The 21982-nt window shown below is 39.4% G+C and carries 22 protein-coding genes; 11 read left to right on the top strand and 11 right to left on the bottom strand.

Annotation, left to right across the window (positions count from 1 at the left end; genetic code table 11):
* Positions 1-2: 2 nt before the first annotated feature.
* From M3O96_RS01790 to M3O96_RS01770, 5 genes are all read right to left on the bottom strand, one after another.
* Positions 3-2465, bottom strand: a complete 2463-nt coding sequence (locus M3O96_RS01790; protein ID WP_249718195.1) for an FtsK/SpoIIIE family DNA translocase — start codon at positions 2463-2465, stop codon at positions 3-5.
* 132 nt (positions 2466-2597) lie between these two features.
* Entirely contained in the window at positions 2598-3647 is a 1050-nt protein-coding gene (locus M3O96_RS01785) for a quinone-dependent dihydroorotate dehydrogenase (RefSeq protein WP_249718193.1), read from the bottom strand.
* Between the two features lie 66 nt (positions 3648-3713).
* Positions 3714-4619 carry a site-specific tyrosine recombinase XerD gene (xerD, locus tag M3O96_RS01780; RefSeq protein WP_249718191.1) on the bottom strand — a complete coding sequence of 302 codons (906 nt, stop codon included), beginning with the start codon at positions 4617-4619 and terminating at the stop codon, positions 3714-3716.
* Positions 4620-4662: 43 nt separating this feature from the next.
* Positions 4663-5058, bottom strand: coding sequence for a type II toxin-antitoxin system VapC family toxin (gene vapC, locus M3O96_RS01775; RefSeq protein WP_249718189.1), 396 nt, complete (start codon positions 5056-5058; stop codon positions 4663-4665).
* Between the two features lie 3 nt (positions 5059-5061).
* Positions 5062-5253, bottom strand: a complete 192-nt coding sequence (locus M3O96_RS01770; protein WP_249718187.1) for a type II toxin-antitoxin system VapB family antitoxin — start codon at positions 5251-5253, stop codon at positions 5062-5064.
* A gap of 159 nt (positions 5254-5412) precedes the next feature.
* Here M3O96_RS01770 and aroQ point away from each other — a divergent pair, with 159 nt between their 5' ends.
* The 8 genes from aroQ to M3O96_RS01730 all read left to right on the top strand — a co-directional run bounded on the left by aroQ (position 5413) and on the right by M3O96_RS01730 (position 13775).
* Positions 5413-5832 (top strand): type II 3-dehydroquinate dehydratase, encoded by a 420-nt coding sequence (gene aroQ, locus M3O96_RS01765; protein WP_249718185.1) that lies wholly within the window; start codon positions 5413-5415, stop codon positions 5830-5832.
* Between the two features lie 6 nt (positions 5833-5838).
* Positions 5839-6894, top strand: a complete 1056-nt coding sequence (locus tag M3O96_RS01760; RefSeq protein ID WP_249718183.1) for an aminotransferase class V-fold PLP-dependent enzyme — start codon at positions 5839-5841, stop codon at positions 6892-6894.
* Between the two features lie 4 nt (positions 6895-6898).
* Positions 6899-7483 carry a MarC family protein gene (locus tag M3O96_RS01755; RefSeq protein ID WP_249718181.1) on the top strand — a complete coding sequence of 195 codons (585 nt, stop codon included), beginning with the start codon at positions 6899-6901 and terminating at the stop codon, positions 7481-7483.
* Positions 7484-7549: 66 nt separating this feature from the next.
* Positions 7550-8005 carry a ribonuclease HI gene (gene rnhA, locus M3O96_RS01750; protein WP_249718179.1) on the top strand — a complete coding sequence of 152 codons (456 nt, stop codon included), beginning with the start codon at positions 7550-7552 and terminating at the stop codon, positions 8003-8005.
* A 23-nt stretch (positions 8006-8028) separates the two neighbouring features.
* Positions 8029-8742: a tRNA1(Val) (adenine(37)-N6)-methyltransferase gene (locus M3O96_RS01745; RefSeq protein ID WP_249718177.1), complete on the top strand. Its 714-nt coding sequence runs from the start codon at positions 8029-8031 to the stop codon at positions 8740-8742.
* 84 nt (positions 8743-8826) lie between these two features.
* Complete coding sequence (locus M3O96_RS01740) at positions 8827-10296, top strand: IPT/TIG domain-containing protein (RefSeq protein ID WP_249718175.1); 1470 nt, start codon at positions 8827-8829, stop codon at positions 10294-10296.
* A gap of 9 nt (positions 10297-10305) precedes the next feature.
* Positions 10306-12705 carry a TonB-dependent receptor gene (locus M3O96_RS01735; protein WP_249718173.1) on the top strand — a complete coding sequence of 800 codons (2400 nt, stop codon included), beginning with the start codon at positions 10306-10308 and terminating at the stop codon, positions 12703-12705.
* A 5-nt stretch (positions 12706-12710) separates the two neighbouring features.
* Positions 12711-13775: a DUF4249 domain-containing protein gene (locus tag M3O96_RS01730; protein ID WP_249718171.1), complete on the top strand. Its 1065-nt coding sequence runs from the start codon at positions 12711-12713 to the stop codon at positions 13773-13775.
* Between the two features lie 115 nt (positions 13776-13890).
* Here M3O96_RS01730 and M3O96_RS01725 read toward each other — a convergent pair whose 3' ends face one another.
* Positions 13891-15228, bottom strand: coding sequence for a saccharopine dehydrogenase C-terminal domain-containing protein (locus M3O96_RS01725; protein ID WP_249718169.1), 1338 nt, complete (start codon positions 15226-15228; stop codon positions 13891-13893).
* A gap of 134 nt (positions 15229-15362) precedes the next feature.
* On the opposite strand from M3O96_RS01725, the gene M3O96_RS01720 reads away from it, so the two are divergent.
* The 3 genes from M3O96_RS01720 (at position 15363) to M3O96_RS01710 (ending at position 17009) form a co-directional block, all read left to right on the top strand.
* Entirely contained in the window at positions 15363-15845 is a 483-nt protein-coding gene (locus M3O96_RS01720; RefSeq protein WP_249718167.1) for a cytidine deaminase, read from the top strand.
* Positions 15845-16483, top strand: a complete 639-nt coding sequence (locus M3O96_RS01715) for an alpha/beta hydrolase (RefSeq protein WP_249718166.1) — start codon at positions 15845-15847, stop codon at positions 16481-16483. Before M3O96_RS01720 ends, M3O96_RS01715 begins: the two co-directional genes overlap by 1 nt.
* An 85-nt stretch (positions 16484-16568) precedes the next feature.
* Complete coding sequence (locus M3O96_RS01710) at positions 16569-17009, top strand: UPF0158 family protein (RefSeq protein WP_249718164.1); 441 nt, start codon at positions 16569-16571, stop codon at positions 17007-17009.
* A 55-nt stretch (positions 17010-17064) separates the two neighbouring features.
* Here M3O96_RS01710 and M3O96_RS01705 read toward each other — a convergent pair whose 3' ends face one another.
* From M3O96_RS01705 to M3O96_RS01685, 5 genes are all read right to left on the bottom strand, one after another.
* Positions 17065-18372 (bottom strand): ABC transporter permease, encoded by a 1308-nt coding sequence (locus M3O96_RS01705; protein ID WP_249718162.1) that lies wholly within the window; start codon positions 18370-18372, stop codon positions 17065-17067.
* Positions 18365-19264, bottom strand: a complete 900-nt coding sequence (locus M3O96_RS01700; protein WP_249718160.1) for an ABC transporter ATP-binding protein — start codon at positions 19262-19264, stop codon at positions 18365-18367. The genes M3O96_RS01705 and M3O96_RS01700 overlap by 8 nt, the downstream gene beginning before the upstream one ends.
* Positions 19265-19311: 47 nt before the next feature.
* Positions 19312-20199, bottom strand: coding sequence for a hypothetical protein (locus tag M3O96_RS01695; protein ID WP_249718158.1), 888 nt, complete (start codon positions 20197-20199; stop codon positions 19312-19314).
* A gap of 79 nt (positions 20200-20278) precedes the next feature.
* The gene (gene dnaJ, locus M3O96_RS01690) at positions 20279-21385 is read right to left on the bottom strand and encodes a molecular chaperone DnaJ (RefSeq protein ID WP_249718156.1); all 1107 of its coding nucleotides are present in this window, start codon (positions 21383-21385) and stop codon (positions 20279-20281) included.
* A 9-nt stretch (positions 21386-21394) separates the two neighbouring features.
* Entirely contained in the window at positions 21395-21958 is a 564-nt protein-coding gene (locus tag M3O96_RS01685; protein ID WP_249718154.1) for a nucleotide exchange factor GrpE, read from the bottom strand.
* Positions 21959-21982 lie beyond the last annotated feature (24 nt).

Below are 21982 nucleotides of genomic sequence, written 5' to 3'. Positions count from 1 at the left end.
TTTTACAGGTTGTTCAATAACCGTTCCAAACTTGCCTCATCTTGTATCAATACCTCCCTTGCTTTGCTGCCCTCGAAAGCACCAACAATTCCCGCAGCTTCCAATTGATCCACAATCCTTCCGGCCCGGTTATAGCCAAGTTTCAGTTTTCTTTGGATTAGTGAAGTACTTCCTTGCTGATGCAAAACAATCAATCTTGCAGCATCATCAAAAAGCGGATCCCTGTCAGACAAATCCACATCAGAGAGACTTCCTTCGCCTTCTTCACCCGCAAACTCAGGTAATAAATAGGCATCAGGATAGCCTTTTTGCGCTCCGATCCAATCACAGATGGAGTCCACCTCAGGGGTATCTAGGAATGCGCATTGAATTCGTGTCACGTCTGATCCTTGGGAAAGCAACATGTCTCCCATCCCGATCAATTGCTCGGCACCACCGGCATCAAGGATAGTTCGGCTATCAATTTTGGAAGTAACCCTGAAGGAAAGTCTTGCAGGAAAATTGGCTTTGATGATACCTGTGATGACATTGACAGAAGGCCTTTGCGTTGCCACGACCAAGTGGATCCCGATCGCTCTCGCAAGTTGGGCGAGTCTAGCTATAGGCGCTTCAATTTCCTTGCCGGCAGTCATCATCAGATCTGCCAATTCATCAATCACCAAGACAATGTATGGCATAAACTTGTGCCCTTTTTCAGGACTGAGTTTTCTTGCTACAAACTTTGCATTGTATTCTTTGAGGTTTCTACAACCCGCATCTTTGAGCAGGTCGTAACGGTTATCCATTTCGATGCAAAGAGAATTGAGGGTATATATTACTTTTTTGGTATCTGTGATGATAGCCTCATCAGTTCCCGGAAGTTTCGCAAGAAAATGTCTTTCAATTTTGTTGAATAGCGTTAGTTCCACTTTTTTAGGATCGACGAGCACAAACTTCAGTTGTGAAGGATGCTTCTTATACACCAAAGAAGCCAAGATCATATTTAATCCAACAGACTTACCCTGACCTGTGGCCCCTGCCATGAGCAAGTGAGGCATCTTTGCCAAGTCCATGACAAAGACTTCATTTGAAATGGTTTTGCCCAATGCAACAGGCAAATCCTTGTCGCTGTGCAAAAACTTTTCTGTTCCCAAAACCGCTTTGGCAGGAACCAATTCCCGGTTCTTGTTTGGAACTTCTATCCCGATTGTGCCTTTGCCGGGCATCGGGGCGATGATCCTGATTCCTAAGGCCGCCAAACTCAAGGCAATGTCATCTTCCAGATTTTTGATTTTGGAAATTTTCACTCCCGGATCAGGGATGATTTCATATAGGGTAACAGTGGGGCCGATGGTAGCTTTGATTTCCTGGATGCCGATTTTAAAATTGACAAGCGTCTCGACGATTTTGTTTTTATTTTCCTCAAGTTCCTGCCTTGATACAGTCACTTTCTGGACATCATATTCATTGAGCAAATCCAGAGTCGGATACTTATAATGCGGCAAATCCAATGTCGGGTCATATGGATCGAGGTTTTCTACCTCAAGGGCTGTTTTTTCTTCTTTGGGTTTGTTGATGGCAAATTTCTTTTCCTCCACTTTTTCTACAAAAGGCTCATCTTCTAAAATGTCATCTCCCTGAATATTGAAAACAGGGCCTTTGGCAGGAACAGTTTTTTCTTTTTCATCCGATTTGATGGTCCATGAACTTGCCTCTTCTTCCAGATCGAATTCTTCCAATTCATCTTCCAAATCAAGTTCATCCTGTTCTTCCTTTAGCTTAGCCTCGACTTCAGCCTCAAATTTTGAAACAGCATTCTCTTCTTTAATTTTTGCGGAACCAATATTCTGTATCCAATCGAGTTGGTTGATATTGAAATAAAAGATAATGAAAATTAAAATTGAACCTAGGATCAAAATGATGGTTCCCCATCCCAAAAATTCATCTGCCAATAATCCCAATTCAAATCCAAAACCTCCACTGATATATCCCAATGTGCTATAGCCATCTGCCAATTGAACAAAATATCCTGTCACGAGCCCAATCCAAAATGCAAAAAACAGCGCAAAGCCGCTATATCTAGAAAGTGAAACCAAAGATTTTTTGAAGGCCAATTTAAATCCAAGGAAGAATAGATAGGGGGGGAGAAGAAATGCAGCCAACCCAAACCACCTCCTGATAAAAATATCTGACATCTTGGCTCCAAACAATCCAAGCCAATTTCTCGCTTCAGATGCCGTGGTCCTGATTCCTTGTTCCATCTCGGAAACCACTAGACTTTGGTCAGCTTTTCCTGAAAAAATATAGCTCAGAAAGGCAAAAAACAAAAACACAGAAAAAGACATCAAAATAATCCCCAATGCCAGAGGTATCCTTTTGTCCTTAGCAAAAGCCAAAGAAAACTTCCCGGATTGGGTTTCTTGTGCTTTTGGTTTGGTTTCACCTTTTTTTCTGAAAGTATTTGTTTTTGGGGTATCCGAAGCCATATTTGGTTTTTACTGTCAATCTCAAATAAAAGGAAGAGGGGCGAAATATACAGATTTCAAAACAATGAGTTCTACAAAATGCTCAAAACGAATTTTAAAGACTTAACGAAAAGGTATTTAAAATAGTGAAGACTATTTTGTTTTGCTCCGCAAATATTTGACCAACCCTTTATTAATACCTTTAATCAATCCCGGGCCTTCATAAATCATCCCCGTATACACCTGCACTAGCGATGCACCTGCTTCCAACTTATCTATTGCATCTTGGGCTGAGAAAATACCCCCTACTCCAATAATGGGGAATGCGTTATTGGATTGGCTGGAAAGGTATCTGATAACTTCAGTACTTCTTTTTGCCAAGACCTTCCCACTTACACCACCGGCGCCTATGCTCTCAATCTTGGAAGAATCCGTTTTGAGGCCACTTCTGTCTATGGTGGTATTTGTGGCAATGACTCCATCGATTTTGGTTTCAATTACGATTTCGATAATATCGTCCAATTGCCCAACGGTGAGGTCTGGGGCTATTTTCAGAAGGATGGGTTTTGGTTTGGTTTTAAAAGAATTCGCTTGTTTCACAGCAAGGAGCAAATTTTTGAGAGGTTCTTTCTCTTGTAACTCCCGAAGGTTTGGCGTATTTGGGGAACTTACATTGACTACAAAATAATCCACATAAGGATGAAGGGCATGTAGACAATAAAGGTAATCGTCCACGGCTTTTTCATTGGGAGTCAATTTATTCTTGCCAATGTTTCCACCGATCAAAACATCGGTTTTTACATCCTGAAGTCTTTTGATTGCCTCCTCTACACCCCCGTTATTAAATCCCATTCTGTTGATCAGGGACTCATCTTCCGGCAACCTGAATAACCGTGGCTGGGGATTGCCTTCCTGTGGTTTTGGTGTCAAGGTTCCGATTTCGATAAATCCAAAACCTAGCATTGCCATCTCATCGATCAGTTTGGCGTCTTTGTCAAAACCCGCGGCAAGTCCCACTGGATTTTTAAAATGCAGTCCAAATACTTCTCTTTCCAAAATTGGATTTTGGTAATCATAAAGTGCTTCGATGATATTTTTTACAATTGGAAGATTGAAGGTTCTCTTGATCCAGGAAAAAGTAAAATGGTGGGCAGATTCCGGATTTTTTACAAAAAGTATGGGTTTCAGTATCGATTTATACACAATGATTGGGGGTTTTCAATGTGCTAAATTAATTGAATTGATCGGTAAATGGGAAGAAATTCTGGCTTATTTCCTTGGATGAAACTCATTGAGCACCTGTCTGAGATAATCTCTGTCCAAATGGGTGTAAATCTCTGTAGTTGTGATGCTTTCATGGCCGAGCATTTCTTGGACTGCACGCAGGTCGGCCCCACCTTCGATGAGGTGTGTAGCAAAGCTGTGTCTAAAAGTATGGGGGCTTACATTTTTATTGAGGCCGATAGCTTCGACTTGTTTTTTGATGATGAGAAAAATCATCACACGGCTGAGTTTCTTTCCTCTCCGGTTGAGAAAAACGTATTGTTCATGACCCTTGACGGGCTCTATTTCTTTTCTTTTTTCTTCAACATAGAGTTTCAGATATTTCAATGCATCCCTTCCTATGGGGACAAGTCTTTCTTTGTTGCCTTTTCCTATTACCCTTAGAAATCCAATGTCAGCATAGACATTTCCAATTTTCAGATCAGTCAATTCCGATACCCTCAAACCCGAACTGTACAGCACTTCCAATATAGCGCGGTTGCGGTGACCCTCCGGTGCGCCTAAAGTAATGCTTTCAAGTATTTGCGTGATTTCGATATAACTGAGTGTGTCGGGGAGTTTGCGGCCTAGTTTTGGAGCTTCCAAAAGTTGGGCTGGATCTTCGGATATGCGGTCTTCATACATCAGGAATCTGAAAAATGCCTTGATCCCTGAGATAATCCTAGCCTGCGTATATTCAGAGATTTCAAGTTCTGCTAGGCCATTGACAAAATAGCGTAGATGTTGCAATTTGACTTCCGTGGGTTTGGTGTCAGGAAAATTCTTCTCCATATACCTGCTCAGCTTTTCCATGTCTTGTTGGTAAGCGAGGATAGAGTTTTGGCTCAGCGACCTTTCGAGTTTAAGGTAATGTTGAAACTGACGGAGGGATGCATCCCAATGGTTGGACATGGTACTTATTCAAATTGAAAATGAGTTTTTTAACTGGAAAAATTCAGCCAAATATTTTAAGATTTGAATGCTTTGCAATGGCATCAAAATCCCTGTCCAAATGCCAAATAGATAAATTATGTTCGATGGCATACCAAGCAATGAGGCAATCGTTACTTTTTCTGATGGTAGCTCCTTTTTGTCTCAATTCGACATATAGTTTGGCGGCTCCTGCTGCCGCAAGGTAGGAATCAGAAACCAATTGGAATAATCCCGATAATCTATCTTCCAATAGATCAAATTCCTTTTTATTCCTACAACCTTGGAGCAATTCTTGGAAAATTGGTGGGCAAATACAAATCTTGTCTTCGACAAGTAAACTTTGAAATAACTCCGGTTCATTATCCTCAGGATTATTCAGAAACGAAATCCACTTGGAAGTATCTACCAAGATATCCATGATTTAAATAGACCTCATTTCTTCAAGATTCCCTTCCCATTTAATTTTCCCGCGAAGGTCAGCCAATTCCTGCAATTTGATTTTCCTCAAAAACTCGCGCAATGCGGTATCAACTGCCTCTTTTTTGGTTTTGATGGAAGTTTTCTGAAGGATTTCGTCCATCAGTTTTTCGTCTATTTCAATATTGGTTCTCATTCTATTTTTAATCTATACACAAAAATAATAATTTTTATACACAAGCTAAGTCCTTTAATGAGATTATCTGGGTATACTATTTTAAAACAAAGGTTTATCCTTTTTAAAACAAATCCTTCCTTAACTTTGAACTCCGATAGCCACTAAACGTAATTTGCCTTGAAAATCATCATAATCAACGGTCCCAATCTCAATCTCTTGGGAAAAAGAGAACCCGAGATTTATGGGAGCACTTCTTTCGAAGAATTCTTTGAGACGCTCAAAACCAAATTTTCCGAAATCGATCTTTCCTATTACCAAAGCAATATTGAGGGGGAAATCATCGACAAAATTCATGAGGTGGGTTTTAGCTTCGATGCGATTTTGCTCAACGCCGGCGGCTATACACATACTTCGGTAGCGATCTCTGATGCGATAGCGGGAGTGAAGACGCCTGTGCTGGAGGTACACATATCGAACATCTACAAGCGTGAAGAGTTTCGTCACAAGAGTATCATCACCAAAGAATGCGTGGGCATGATTTCAGGCCTTGGACTCAAGGGCTATGAATTGGCCATCCGTTATTTTCTCAAAAATTAATCGACCATGGTAACATTTGCTCCGGGACCTTCCAAAGTCTATGACAGCCTTCCAAAATACATGCAGGAAGCATACGAAAAAGGCATTTTGAGCGCAAATCACCGCTCGGCAGTATTTATGAACCTCTATCAGGAAACAGAAACCCTGATGAGGGAAAAGCTGCACATGCCCGATGATTACAAGCTCCTTTTCACATCATCTGCCACCGAAAATTGGGAAATCATTTCCCAATCCATTGTACAATCCGCCGGCTACCATATCTTTTCTGGCTCATTTGGTAAAAAGTGGTATGAATATGCCAAGCACATTGAACCCAAAACATTTGCACATAAGCTTGAAGCAGACAATACTGTTGAGGTGGAATCATTGCAAGTAGAAGAGGGATTTGACTTGATTGCCATCACCCAAAACGAGACTTCTAACGGCACTCAGGTTACGAATGAGTTGATTGCGGCAATTGCCAACAAGTATCCCGAAAAAATGATCGCTGTAGATACGACTTCTTCCATGGCCGGAATCGAACTCGATTTTACATTGGCTGACATTTGGTATGCCTCGGTACAAAAATGCTTCGGACTACCTGCGGGATTGGGTATTTTGATAGTTTCTCCCAAAGCCATTGCCAAAGCAAAAGACAAAGGGGAAAAAGGAAGGTACAACAGTTTGAGTTTCATGCTGGAGAATGCCGAAATCTTCCAGACACATTACACGCCAAATGTTTTTGGAATATACCTGCTGTACCGTGTACTACAGGATATGCCTGAAATTCAGCATATAGACCAACAGACCAAAGACCGGATGAGGAAATTGGAAGATACAATTGCAAATACTTCCAAATTGAGAATGTTGATTCAAAATCCGGAAGCCAGAAGCAGTACAGTTTTGGCAATTTCCGGTAAGGAAGAATTTATCGGGGAAATCAAAAAAGCAGCCGAAAAGGAAGGAATGCAGTTGGGCAGTGGATATGGTCCATTGAAGCCAACAAGCTTCAGGATTGCCAATTTCCCTGCTATCACAGAAGCGGAATTTTTAAATTTGGTGGAATTTTTAAAGAAATATTGACCGGATGTTCAGTCTCAAAGAAATTTTCTCAGTTACCCTGATCCTTTTTTCTGTGATTGACATCTTGGGTTCAATTCCCATAGTCATCAATCTCCGGAAAAAAGTCGGGCATATCCAATCCGGAAAAGCAACGATTGCAGCAGGATTCCTCATGATCTTATTTTTATTTTTTGGAGAATCTATCTTGAAATTGTTTGGTATCGGCGTCGATGACTTCGCTATTGCCGGGGCATTGATCATTTTTGCAATTGGGGCTGAAATGATTTTGGGAATAGAGCTTTTCAAACCTGATCCGGAAGCTTCTAATACAAGTGCTTCCATTGTACCCATCGCTTTTCCATTGATTGCGGGTGCAGGAACACTGACGACGATTTTGACTTTGAAAGCAGAATATACGCAAGCGAATATCGCTGTTGGGATGATCATCAATCTGGTAATCGTCTTTGGAGTATTGAAAAGCACCAATTGGTTGGAAAGGAAACTGGGAAAAACAGGATTAGATGTATTGAGGAGGATTTTTGGAATCATATTACTTTCTATTGCCATCAAGATTTTCAAAGGGGCATTATTTACGGGAGAGTTGGAATGATTTTTAACTTTCCAGTCTCGCCCGCTCATTTGATTAGGCTAAAGTTTACCAGAGAATTTATTTAGAATGATCACAATATTTACAGACGGAGCGGCCAAAGGCAATCCCGGGCCGGGAGGCTATGGGGTGGTGATGAAGTATAACCAACATCGAAAGGAACTTTCTGAGGGTTTCCGCCACACCACCAATAATAGGATGGAACTATTGGCTGTCATCCGTGCACTTCAGGAAATCAAAGTGAGAGATATCCCTGTCACGATTTATTCTGATAGTAAGTATGTAGTCGATGCCATCGAAAAAGGTTGGTTATGGGGTTGGCAAAAAAAAGGCTTCAAGGATAAAAAAAACCCCGATTTGTGGAGAATTTATATTCCTTTACATACCCGGTACAAGCCGAAGTTTGTCTGGGTAAAGGGACATGCCGGCCATCTGGAAAATGAGCGATGCGACCAATTGGCTGTAGCTGCTGCTGAGCGCCCAAACCTTCCGGCTGATGAAGAATATGAAAGAGGTGGTCAATAATTTTTGAATATTCTAAATCTCCAATGACTTCTACACCCTTCCGTTTCAAGCAATTTGACATCCACCATGACCGGACAGCCATGAAGGTGGGTACCGATGGGGTTTTGTTGGGTGCAATAGCAGGAATAGGAAATCCGCAAAGCATCTTAGAAATAGGGGTCGGTTCAGGAGTAGTTTCATTGATGTTGGCCCAAAGATTTCCACAAGCCAAAATCACAGGAGTTGAGATTGACTCCGAAGCTTGGAAGCAAGCCACCGAGAATGCCGAAAACAGTCCTTGGAGCGAAAGAATTGAATTTGTGAACATGTCTTTCCAAGAATATTGTGGGTTAACAAGTCAAAAGTTTGACTTGATTGTCAGCAACCCTCCGTATTTTCCCAACCATCTAAAATCAATTGATCCTCAAAGGAATCTCGCCTTACACAATGATGCTTTGCCTTTTACTGAGATGGCATCAGGGATCTCGGGACTTCTTAACCTTGAGTCAGAAATATGGGTAATACTTCCACCGAGTCAAATGGCTGAATTTGAGAGAATTTTAGATTCCTTAGGCTTAAAATTTTTTAATAAAGTAAATGTAAAGGACAAGCCTTCAAAAAATATTCTTAGGATGATTTATGGTTTTTCATTTTATAATCATTCTATTTCAGAGAAAGACCTATCCATAAAGATGGAAAATGGGAATTTTTCAGATGAGTATTCTGAATTATTAAGAAATTTTCTCACCATATTTTAGTTTAAAAACACACCTGCTTTGGGTAATCTGTTTTTTTAAATCCAATATTCCTGTATTTTTAACCCCGCATTAAGGGTGAATTACATGGAAAAAAGAAAAATTGGTATCATTTCATTGCTTGTCATTTTTTTGGGAATTTTTTCATCCTGCCAAGAGGAAAACCAAATCCCAACATCCTTAGTGACAGAAGATATTATTTACCTCAGCGGTGAAAGAGCTAGGATCTTAGGGAGGATACTTACTACCCAAAATGTAGCTGCAACTGACCATGGATTCTATATTTCTGAATCGGAATCATTTTTCCAACCCAAAATAATCACGTTAGGAGAAAGAACACTTCCAGGAAGATTTATTGGAGAAATAAATGAGCTAGAGATAGAGAAACAATATTATGTCAAATCATTTATTGCGCTTCCGGATGGGATCCTATTTGGCAATGTCTTGATAATCAAGACTCTTTCCCCTGATGCATTTGATATTTCTCCCAAAAATGGATCGGTGGGGATTACAGTTACGATAAAAGGTAAAAATTTCACATCGGATACCCGCGTTTTTTTTGGTGATCGTCCGGCACAGGTCTTAAAGATTGATTTCGAATCTTCAATCACGGCTATTGTTCCGGCAAGTGGGTCGAAGATTTTGGAGGAAGTAAGCGTTTTGGTTCAAAACAAAAAGATTATTCTGGAAGATAAATTTGAATATACAACGGGTAAATTTACCCGGTTACCGAACTTCCCCTCTAGTCTAAAATTATTTGATAATATTTATTTCCAAGATGGCGCTGAATTTTTTGCAGGATTGGGGGCTAATAATGGTCAATCGATCAATTCCCAAATTTGGAAATATAGTGTCGTAACCAAAAACTGGACAGAAGTTGGATTTTCAGGACGGCCTCTATGGAAGGCCTTTAGTGGACCAAATTATTTTGGAGGTGGGGCTTCAATAATCAGCCAATCATCATTGGTATCTACTACTAATGATTTTTGGAAATATGAAAATAATAATTTTGTAAAACTTCCTAACCTTCCTTTTATAGCGGTCAATGCTGTATCATTCGAACTGAACAGTAAATTATATGTAATGGGTGGCTTGACTGGCGGTGGGACTGATTCTTATAGGTATGATTTTGCAACACAGCAATGGCAAAAAATTGGGAATGCTATTTTTTCTTTGAATCGCAGTGTTTTAACATTCCAGTATGGTAACCAACAATTTTTTGTAAACCCGGCGTCAAAAGAAATATATTCCTTTGATGGAGGTTCTGAAATTTGGTCCTTTTTTGGTCTCTATCCGGGTGATATTAATTCGGGTTCTGCCTTTGCTGTGACTATAGGAAATAGAATAATCACAGGAATGGCAAATAGATCTCTTGAGGTTTGGGAATTGAATATGGATAGTGGAGTTTGGATTTCCAAAAATTCATTTCCTGGCAATCCGATAGCCCGAAATGCCGGTGTGTTTGTCCATGATAACCTTATTTATATCTTAAGGAGTGGAGAGGTCCAAGTTCAGGGACCGATGGAATTTTGGGTATTAGATCCATTTGGCCTATAATATTTATATATGAAAGAAACTTTACTTTATATTTTCCTGATTCTATTCCTACCGGGGAGTCTTTTTGCCCAACAAAAAAATGTGATTGGAAGGGATATAGGTCAATTAAAAGATATCAAAATCAGTGGTAGACTCATAGATCAGATTACAGGAGAACCGCTTGTTGGGGCCACTGTGACAGTTAAAGAGGTCAACAAAACTGAAGTTACCAATACTAATGGTAATTTCAATTTGGTCCTTGACAGAGCCGAGTATATTCTTGAAATCAGGTATGTGGGATATGAAACAGTCACCTATCCTTTTGTGGCAGTTGGAGAAGGTAGGATAAGCCTCACCATGATCCAAGAAGATTTCACGTTGGATGACGTGGTAATATTTGGTCGGGATCCTGAAAAAAATATCAGAAGTACAGACATGGGAGCGATTACGGTGAGTATGAATACCCTGAAGGAACTCCCTCCTTTCCTTGGAGAGGTGGATATTATCAGGTCCCTTGCAACCCTTCCCGGAGTAAGTCAGGTGGGGGAAGCTTCCTCAGGACTCAATGTCAGAGGTGGAGGAGCTGATCAAAACCTCATTTTGTTTGCAGGTGCGCCGATTTACAATCCTTCCCACCTTTTCGGATTATTTACAGCTTTCAATCCCGATGTAGTCAATGATTTTGTTTTATACAAATCGATCATTCCCACAAAATATGGAGGAAGAGGTTCGTCTATTCTGGACATAACCCCAAAATCAGGGAGCTTGGACAAATGGGGAGGAGACATGATGGTAGGAACAGTATCTGGAAAATTATCCTTGAACGGACCGGTGATTAAAGATAAAGTATCTGCAAAGGTCGGATTCAGGGGTTCTTATATTAACTGGCTTTTGGGTGCAATGAACAATCCCGATTTGAGGTCGAGTAATGCAAATTTCAATGATATCAATGGGATTCTATATGGAGAAATCAATGAGAACCACAATGTGACCTATAGCTTTTATAGAAGCTATGATGATTTTGCATTGGCTTCAGATACAACGATTTCGTGGACAAACCTTAGTCATACAGTAAGATATCAGGGTAAATTTTCAGAAAGATTATCAGCTGATGTAATCGGCTATTATTCAAAATATGATTTTACGATCTTCAATAAATCCGGAATCAATAATTTTGATCTTGAATCTGGAATAACTGACCCCGGCCTAAGGTTGAATTTCACATATGCTCTTGGTCCAAATAACAGAGTTTCTTTTGGTGGAGATACCAAAAGTATAACCATAAGACCTGGAGAGCTGATTCCTGGACAATCTGGTGGAGAATCTACAATTTTGCCTAAGAAAGTTCAGGATGAGTTTGGTCGTGAATCGGGATTTTATCTCCAACATGAATTGGAATTCGGTGAAAAGATTGGAGTATCGTATGGGATAAGGTATGATATGTATCAATATTTTGGTCCAAGGACAGTCAAAGAATATGCTCCAAACCTTCCCCTTAATCCGGGAAATGTAATCGGAGAAAGGACTTATGCTTCAGGTGAAACCATTCAGACTTATGATGGATGGGGTCCAAGGGCTTCTTTGAGGTATTCTTTGGATTCCAAAACTTCGATAAAAGCTGGATACAATAAAATGTACCAATTTATCCATTTGATTTCAAACACAGCCACGATTGCCCCGACGGATGTTTGGAAACTGAGTGATCAATTTTTCAAGCCACAGATAGTTGATCAATATTCCCTTGGTATTTACAAGAACCTGAAAGGGAATATTTTTGAAACCTCCATTGAGGTGTATTACAAAGACATCCAAAATGTATTGGAATACAAAGACGGAGCAAGGCTTTTGCTTCAGCAAAATCTTGAAACAGAGGTTGTACCCGGTCAAGGGCAGGCGTATGGAGTAGAGCTCTACGTGAAGAAAAATCTAGGAAGGACAACCGGTTGGGCAAGCTATACTTATTCCAGATCATTAAGAAGGGTAATTACACCTTTCGAAGAAGAAATTATCAATGATGGTGAATGGTACCCAGCTAATTTTGACAAGCCTCATGATTTGACTTTAATTGGGAATTATAAATTGGCGTCCAATGCTTCCATCTCGGCAACATTCTCTTACAGTACAGGAAGGCCTGTTTCTTTTCCTGAAGCAAAATTTGATTTCTCTAGAAACTCACTCGCTTTTTTCAAGGAAAGAAATACACAACGAATTCCTGATTTCCATAGGCTAGACCTATCATTGAATTTCAAGTTGAAAGGAACAAGTAAATTCCACGACGGTGACTGGACTTTTGCTATCATGAACGTGTATGGAAGGAAAAATCCATTTTCTGTTTTCTTTGCAGACCAAACGGGATCACCTCCCCAATCTTACATCTTGGCAATCCTTGGCGTTCCATTCCCAACCTTAAGTTATTCGCTTAAATTCTGATCCTGATGTTGAAAAAACTACTTTATATAATATTGATCTTGCCGATTTCGTGTATTGAACCCTACAAGGTTGAACTGCCACAGGGAGAACAATTGCTTACTGTAGATGGATTTATAACTACAGATTCTGGGCCACATATCATTAGGTTGACAAGAAGTGATACCTATGGGAGTGTATTCCAAGGACTGATCAGACCGGTCTCTCAGGCTAATGTGGTCATCAGGGACAGTGAAGGAAATGTGACTTTCCTCGAAGAAGGCATTGAAAGAGGAGCATATCAAACACCGCCTGATTTCCGAGCAAGAGTGGGGATTTCCTACACATTGTTAATCACACTACTGGGTGGCAAATCATATACTTCCTTGCCAGAGAGAGTGGCGGCTGTTCCTGAGATATTGGAGCTTAGCTACAGTGCTGTTGGGTTCAACACAGAAGACAGGCTGCTAGATAGATCAGGTGCTAGGATTTTTGCGCATTTCAATGATCCGAGTGACCAGACCAATTTTTATTATTGGAGGGTGGGTGCAAGAAATTATGTATTGGTGGCAAATCCTGAATTATATAGATTACCGGGTACACATCCAACAAATCCAAGAGGTGAAGCTCCCAAAGCATGTTGCGCAATATGTTATATCCAAGAACCCGGAAGGTTTCAGCGATTTGCAATTGCTTCTGATGAAGGATTTAATGGTTTACCGCAAAGACTACCTGTTGCTTTTGTAGAGGATGATGGACTGAAGTTTAAGCAGGCATACAGGGCAGAGATTCTCCAGATGAGTATATCTGCAAATGCCCATAGGTTTTTGAGATTAGTAGAACAGCAGACCAGTCTTACAGGAAGTGTATTTGATAGCCCACCGGCAAATATCAGAGGGAATATGATAAGTTTGGATGATCCTAACGAAATAGTTCTTGGGTTTTTTATGGCAGCAGGAGTTTCTAAAAAAGAAGTCTATATCAAACCTGGAAAACTAGATATCCGCCAAACTCCGAAAACTATTCCTGATGATTGTCTTACGGTTCCCGGTGCGACTTTGGATCCTCCGGCAGGCTGGAATCCTGACAATTGAATCGCAATAATCTTGAAATCAAATATTTGATTTTAGAAAATGGAGATCATGTTTTTTTATGGGATTCAATGAAATCATAATAAAACCATTTTAGGGCTATTGAAAAGAGGGAAATCTATTCATTTTTGGGTATTTGATTTTCTTGGAAAAAAATACCGTAACCTTCCAAAGCTTTTAAGATTGGATCATAAAATTCTTTTTGAACGGGTATCTGTAAACCCCTTGATTTGATTTTTCCATCCAAGAATAGATCAACTGCCATGGCAAGTGGTAGCCCTACTGTTTTTGCCATAGCGGTGTATTCTTCATTTTGACCTTTGCAGACCAGGCTTGAAACAATTTTGGTGTTCACTTTTCCACCCTTTACTTCAAATTGATGCTGAAGTACGATCATGTCTTTATCATCGGGGCTCAGCTGCCATTTCTCTTCCAAAATCTTCTGTAGGATTGTGGCAGGACTTCCTTTGGATATTGGGACAGGGTTATCTGAAAACAATCCCAACCATTCAATCTTAGGCATGGTATCCAAGTCCATATTTGGAAGATAAGCTTGTAATTTTTCCTCAACAGTTTTTGTGGGGTGATAGGGAAGAAAAGAATTAAGAAATCCTCGATAGCTTACACCATTTGGAAAGTCCACCTGAAATGTATCATCGGTCATGCCTAATTGGACAAATACATTCCATGCCTGACAAAATCCAGCTCTGCGCAGTGTTCCTCGCAACATAGTTGGGATTTTTTCCAATCCATAAATTTCCCTATACCTAAGAGAATCTCTGTTTGCGTACCCGTCAAAATCACCGACATCTTCAAAGTTTATCTTTTCTGTCCTCTCAAATAATTTGTGATAGGGAATAAATTTTAACTGGGCGTTTTGGATATACCTCGATACACCTTGGCCTGCAAGCACGACATTTCTTGGATTCCATGTGAATTTGTATTTCCACGGGTTGTCTTCACTTTCGGGAGATAGTATGCCACCACAAAATGATTTAAAAGAAATAATTTCATTCCCTTTTGCCTTTTGATGATCAATGATTTTCATCGCAGACATATGGTCAATTCCCGGATCTAGCCCACATTCGTTTAGGAAAAGCAGGTTTTTTGCTTTGATATCATTTGCTAATTTTCTGAGCTCATCAGATTCGTAGGAAGCTGTAAAAAAATGTTTACCTAAAGTCAAGCAATCTTTAGCAATGATAGGATGCATAGATGCGGGCAACATGGATACTACCAAGTCGGATTTTTGAATCAAGGCATTTCTTTCTTCCTGATTGGTGATATTGATGGATACAGCTGAAGCAAAAGAACTTCCCTTAATTTTTTCAGCAGCGGTTCTTTTTAAGATGTCAGCGACGATGATTTTTCTACTCTTGACGCCTGCACTTTCCAATAAATATTCAATCAGATAGGTTGATGACTTTCCGGCACCTAGAATTAGAATGGTCTGCATAGCAAATGGATAGGATTACAATTCCCGAAATTGTAAAAAAAGGATGAAGGCTAAAAATCAAATTGTGTTAAAGAGAAAAATAGCGCTATTCCCATTTTTTTTTTGTTAATTCCAAACAATTTTTAAATCCAATAATGAATAGAAAAATAGAAGTGACTGCTTCCCTTGAAGTGGTACCAATTGAGTTGTGGACAGAAGAGGAATCAATGTTAATTACAAAAGCCAAGGAAATATTGGAATCTGCTCATGCACCGTATTCAAAATTTTTAGTTGGAGCAGCGCTTTTATTGGAAAATGGTTCGGTTTTCGCTGCGAATAACCAAGAGAATGTATCCTTTCCGGTTGGGATCTGTGCCGAAAGGGCAGTGCTGAGTTATGTGATGGGAAATTATCCAAGAATCAAACCTCTTAAGATCGCCATAGCAGCCAAGAGGATAGGAGAGGATATATATGCATATGTCACACCGTGTGGCATATGCCGACAAACTATCAATGAATATGAAATGAAGTTTGGGTCTTCAATCGAAATTTTGATGCTTAATGGTCAGGAAGAAATTCTAAAAGCAAAGGGAATCGAACAGCTTTTACCTTTTAGATTTAATAAATTTAACAGCTGATGCAAGCTTCGGTTACTTATCGACATAGAGGGGTCTATTTTATGTCACATCTTCCGAATAGAAATGAGAGTGAAATTCTCATAGCACTTCACGGATATGGCCAACTCGCTGAGTTTTTTTTAAAAAAAATGGAACCGATTTTTCGGGAAGATAGGTTGGTCATCGTGCCTGAAGCTACCAATTATTCGTATCAAAAAGGGTTTTCCGGAAGGGTAGGTGCCAATTGGATGACAAGTCATCAAAGGGAAACTGCGATTGAAAACAACAACTACTATTTAAATGAAATTTTGGAATCAGTAATGTTGAAATATGCATCAAAGCCTACTATCAATGTTCTTGGCTTTTCCCAAGGTGCTGCCACTGCAACAAGGTGGGTAAGTCAGTTAGCTGTAAATGTCGAAAAGTTGGTTCTTTGGAGTGGGGGATTTGCACATGATTTGAATTTAAAAAGTGCTGGTGAGAAGTTAAAGAACAAAGAGGTTATTGTAGTTTTGGGTGATGAAGATCCAATGCTTACTCCTGAATCTATTCAAAAACAAAATGAATTAATTGCATCTTTACCTTTTGAAGTCAAGAGGATGGAATTTAAAGGAGGTCATGACATCAATATCCCCTTATTGAAAAGTATTTTTGTGTGACTAGCAGGGCACAGATTAAATGGAAAAATAGTTTGATTTAATCCGACAGTTATTTAATTTTCTTAAAATTTTATTTATTTCTAAAATGCTTACCCTATCTGAAAAAGAAGTAGAGAAAATAGCAGTTCAGCTGCTAAAGGGAATGATTTGTTTTTATCAACTGGACAATAAGAAAATATACCAGCTTCCCGATGACGAGGATTATTTCAATTATGATTTGACGCCTGAAGAGGAAGATATCCTAGATGAGATCGATGATAATCCTGATAATTTTGCCGAATTCGTCAAAATGGAACCAAACCAAGAACATCAAATGATGGAGAAGTTTGCCGACCGGGTAGTGAAAGAAAGAAATTTTCAGGATGAATTGGTCAATGCCTTAAGCAAACCAAAAGCTGCGACGGCATTTAAGTTTTTGATTGATAGCTCTGGCAAATACAATGACCTGTGGAAAGAATATCGACTTCAGAATTATAAGGACTGGATCAAGGAACAAATCGATAGCTTTAATTATGCAGAGGACTAAAAAGAGAAAGAGCCAAATTTGGCTCTTTCTCTTTTTAATGCCGGTTTAATGGGATTTAATTTGTTTTGATCCACCTCCAAAGGGTCTTATAATTTACTTTGCTGCCATGCATCAAAATCCCGATCCGATAGACTTTGCCTGCAACCCAAGTGCTAAAAAAGAAACCTATAATCAAAAGTGACATTGAAAGTGCCAAATCAAAAAATGGCACACCATAACTTACCCTTCCCATCATCGCAATCGGTGAAGTAAAAGGGATAATGGAAAGCCAAAATGAAACGTTGCTGTTAGGATCATTCAAAACAAAGACAAATAGTCCAAGATAACCGATTAGTAAGGGAATGGTAATGGGAAGCATAAACTGTTGGGCTTCGGAAGGCGCATCTACAGCGGCACCGACAGCGGCAAAAAAAGCTCCATATAGTAAATATCCACCCAGGAAATAAAATACAAAAGTCAGTGTCAATTGAAAGAAATCGATCCCGTTTATAACCTGAAGAATATTTTGGACATTTCCCTGGCTTTCCATCATTTCTCCGATTTCGGGATTGGCAAGTTCCATTGCTTGTTGTTGAGGCATTTGCAGACCAAAATACCCCATTACAATGGAGGAAATTCCTCCAATCAAGACAATCCAGATTAAGAATTGTGTCAGTCCAACGGCTCCTATTCCTATGATTTTCCCCATCATGAGTTGGAAAGGCTTGATGGACGAAACCAAAATCTCAATAATTCTGCTTGACTTTTCTTCTATGACACCCTGCATGATTTGATTGCCATAGATAAAAATAAACATGTAAATCAAAATGCCGGCGAGGAATCCGATGGCATAATTTACAGTGGCATCTGTCACTTTTTCCTCCCCAGTGTTATCAAAAGTAATGGCTTGGATAGAGACTTTGGTCCGATATGCATTGATAGCTTCCGGGCTTATTCCTGACTCAAAAAGCCTTTGCTCCTCAATTCTTCTTTTAATGCTTGATTCCAGAAAAGAAATCAACCCCATGCTAGGATTTTTCTCTCCGTAATAAATAATCCCAGAAGGATTCTTGAGATCGATTTTTGGAATGTAAAGGAATCCAAAACGTTCACCTTCATTTACCATTTTTTTCCCCTCTTCAATTCCGATTTTTGAAAAAGAGAAAGCATATTGCTCTGAACTTTCTATGAAAAATATATTATTCTCGTCCACCACTTCTATAATCTGTAAGGAGGGATTCTCGGACTCTCCGATTGAAATCCAGAGAAAAATTCCCATGATGGATGGGAATATCAGAGGGGTCAGCAAAGTGGCCAAGAGAAAAGATTTTTTCTGAACCCGCGAAAGGTATTCTCTTTGAATGACCAACCAGATTTTATTCATACGAATGTTCTTTTATCTGTTGGATAAAGATTTCTTCCATGCTAGGCAAGATTTCTTTGAAACCCACAACTTCACCATATTGCATCAGCTTCATTAAAGTGATATTTGGGGATTCTTTTCCGAGAGAAATGGTAAAAACAGAATTTCCGTTGATGGTCCTGAAATCCCAATCCTGAGGAAGAACTTCCTTAAGACTGGAAAGAATTACTTCATAAGTATTTGGTCTGAATTTCTGTTTGATATCAGCCAACTTTCCTTCGAGGATCTTATGTGAGCGATGGATCATCGCGATCTGATCACAGAGCAACTCTACGGATTCCATTCTATGTGTGGATAAAACGACAGTGATGCCTTTTTCTCTCAATCCTATAATTTCATTTTTGATAATTTCAGCATTTAATGGATCAAATCCAGAAAAAGGTTCATCCAAAATGAGTAGTTCCGGTTCATGAATGATGGTCGAGATAAACTGCACTTTTTGAGCCATACCTTTAGAAAGGTCATCTATTCTTTTGTCCTTCCATGAGCTGATCTCCATTTTATTCAGCCAAAAAGTTACTCTTTCCTTAGCCAAAGCTGCCGGCATGTCTTTGAGTCTAGCAAAGTAAATCAGCTGGTCCCAAACCTTCATTTTTTTGTATAGACCTCTTTCCTCAGGAAGATATCCGATTTGTGAAATATGCTTAGGGTGAAGCCTTTCGCCTTTAAACAAAACCTCACCGGAATCGCCTTCTATAATCTGATTGATGATTCTGATCAAAGTGGTTTTACCTGCACCATTTGGTCCCAAAAGTCCAAAAATACCTTTTTTTGGGATGGTCAAATTTATACTGCTGAGAGCTTTTTGGTTCCCGTACGTTTTGGTCAGATTTCGGATTTCAAGAATTTCCAAAGTGAAGGCGGTTTACTAAAAATAGAAATTTGTTCCTTTTTAGGGACTTACTTTATAGTAACTGAACCTACGGATACATCAATGGTAAAGATCATGAGATTTTCGCTATTTTCTCTGTAAGCCTTGCTCACATAAGTATTATTGCCAAGGTCTTTGAGATATTTTGGAATATAAGTCCTGCACATAGGAGTGGAGGTAATTTTAAGGATATAAGCATGATTTTCGCTCGGCAATTGGAGATTAACTTTCCCAACCCCAACCATAGCCTTGATATTGCACGATTCGGCCATTTTATCAGAAAAAGAAAGATCTAAGGTGCCGTAATTTGATTCAAAAATCATTTCTTTAGCATTGGTGTAATTAAGGTTATTTGCCTCCAGATTCCCCATATGGATGGAGACAGACAGCGTGTCCATTTTTACGGAATTGGCAAATTTTTTACTGTAGTCTAATTTGATATCTGCGCTGGTGGATTTGATCATGCAGTTAGAAATCGGCAAGTGCGATAAGTCAATAGCAGCATAACCGATTCCAAAGTAAAAATGAAGGTTGTAAAGGTTGTGAGAATTTAGACCTACATCCCATTTGTGGTCAAAATTCTCGTTTGAGCTTGAAAACAATTTATAAGAAAGGCTTTTACCGAGGTTTTCAGATTCTACATTACGATGGGAAAGATTTGCAAAAAGTATCCCGTCCTTGATTCGGTAAGAGAAAGACGGAAGAATATTCACTTTATTAAGTTCTGAGGAGATGGTCAAGGGTCCATCCATAAGATCCCTTTTAATGTCCGAGATTCCTTTGTAAACATTGAAATCTAGGTGGACAAGGTTATAGCCGTTTTTTTCCTCGACTTTGAACTCCTTAGTAATTTGGGCATCGGACCAAGACGTACTCCCTAGAACCAATCCAATTAGTAAGCAAAATTTGTTCAACATAGGGTAAGGTTACGGCGATCGATTTAAAAGGTTATTAAAGGTATAAAAAAAGCCGGATTTTCATCCGGCTGCAAGTTTTTTAGAAGAATTCTTTCATTTTGTCAAAGAAATTTTTCTCTGATTTACCCGGATCGGGTCTGAAATTTTCGGAATTTTTCAGATTTTCCAAAATTTGTCGTTCTTCTTTGGATAGCTGTTTTGGTGTCCAGACATTTACTTGGATTAGTTGATCACCACGGTTATATCCATTGATGTCTTTTATTCCTTTTCCTTTCAATCTTAGCATTTTTCCACTTTGAGTTCCGGAATCAAGCTTGATTTTAACTTTTCCTTCGATGGTTGGCACCTCAATTTGAGAACCCAATGCTGCATCAATGAAACTTACATACAATTCAAAGATGACATCATTCCCATTTCTTTGTAGAACTTCATCCTCAATTTCCTCAATGACGATCAACAAATCACCGGGAACGCCACCTGCAGTTTCGTTGCCTTTGCTCGACATGCTCAACTGCATTCCGTCAGCGACCCCTGCCGGAATATTGATTGATATAACTTCCTCTTTTAAAATAAGACCTCTGATATCTGCTTCAGCTGGTTTTTTATCTACTATTTGGCCATTTCCTCCGCAAACATGACAGGCACTTGCAGAGACCATTTGGCCAAGCATGGTATTGACTACCTTTTTAATCTGACCTGAACCTTGGCAAGTGGAGCAATTTTTGAAAGTAACTCCGTCAGCTAGAACATTACGCTTTACTTTGATTTTCTTCTCCACCCCATTGGCAATTTCTTTCAGGTTCATTTTTAATTTCACCCTGAGGTTGGTTCCTTTTTTCATTCTTCTTCCGCCTCTGCCTCCTCCAAAAAAGGAATCAAATCCACCTCCTCCAAATATGTCTCCAAATTGGGAAAAAATGTCCTCCATATTCATCCCGCCGCCGCTGTAACCGCCGTTTCCGCCTAGACCCTGATGACCAAACTGGTCATATCTTTGCTTCTTCTCGGCATTACTCAAAACCTCATAAGCCTCTGCAGCCTCTTTGAATTTATCTTCAGCTTCAGGATTGTCAGGGTTCTTGTCGGGATGGTATTGAATCGCAAGCTTTCGGTATGCTTTCTTTATTTCCTCAGGAGATGCACTTTTTGTCACTCCCAATATTTCATAATAGTCTCTTTTTGCCATAATCCTTTCTTAAGCTCCTATTACAACTTTTGCAAACCTGATGACTTTATCCCCAAGCATATATCCGTTTTCAATAACATCTATGACTTTTCCTTTCATTTCTTCATTGGGAGAAGCTATTTGGGTGATAGCTTCCTGAGTCTCTGCATCGAATGGTTTTCCTGCAAGGTTATCCATGGCTTTTAATCCTTTTTGCTCCAATATTCTTACTAGCTTGTGGAATACCAGTTGGTTTCCTTCTCTTACTTTTGAAGCGTCTGTTTCATTTTGATGGGCTTTGAATGCCCTTTCAAAATCATCAACCACAGGGAGTATTTCAGTCATCAAATCTTCAGAAGCTGTCTTGATTAGATCTAGACGCTCTTTGGCAGTCCTTCTTCTGTAATTCTCAAATTCAGAATAAAGCCTCAAATATTTATCCTTCAATTCAGCAACTTCCTTATTAAGTTTTTCAACTTGAGATAAATCAAGCTTTCCTGAATTTTCATTTCCTTCATTTACAGCCTGTTCGTCTTGTACCCCTTGTTCTTGGGAATCAATAGGCTCTTCATTGAATATTTGTTTTTCCTCCATTTTATATCTCAAAATTTGACTTTT

Origin of the sequence: Aquiflexum sp. TKW24L (assembly GCF_023502205.1) — a bacterium.
Lineage (GTDB): Bacteria > Bacteroidota > Bacteroidia > Cytophagales > Cyclobacteriaceae > Cognataquiflexum.
This window is presented reverse-complemented; position numbering and strand designations above follow the sequence as displayed.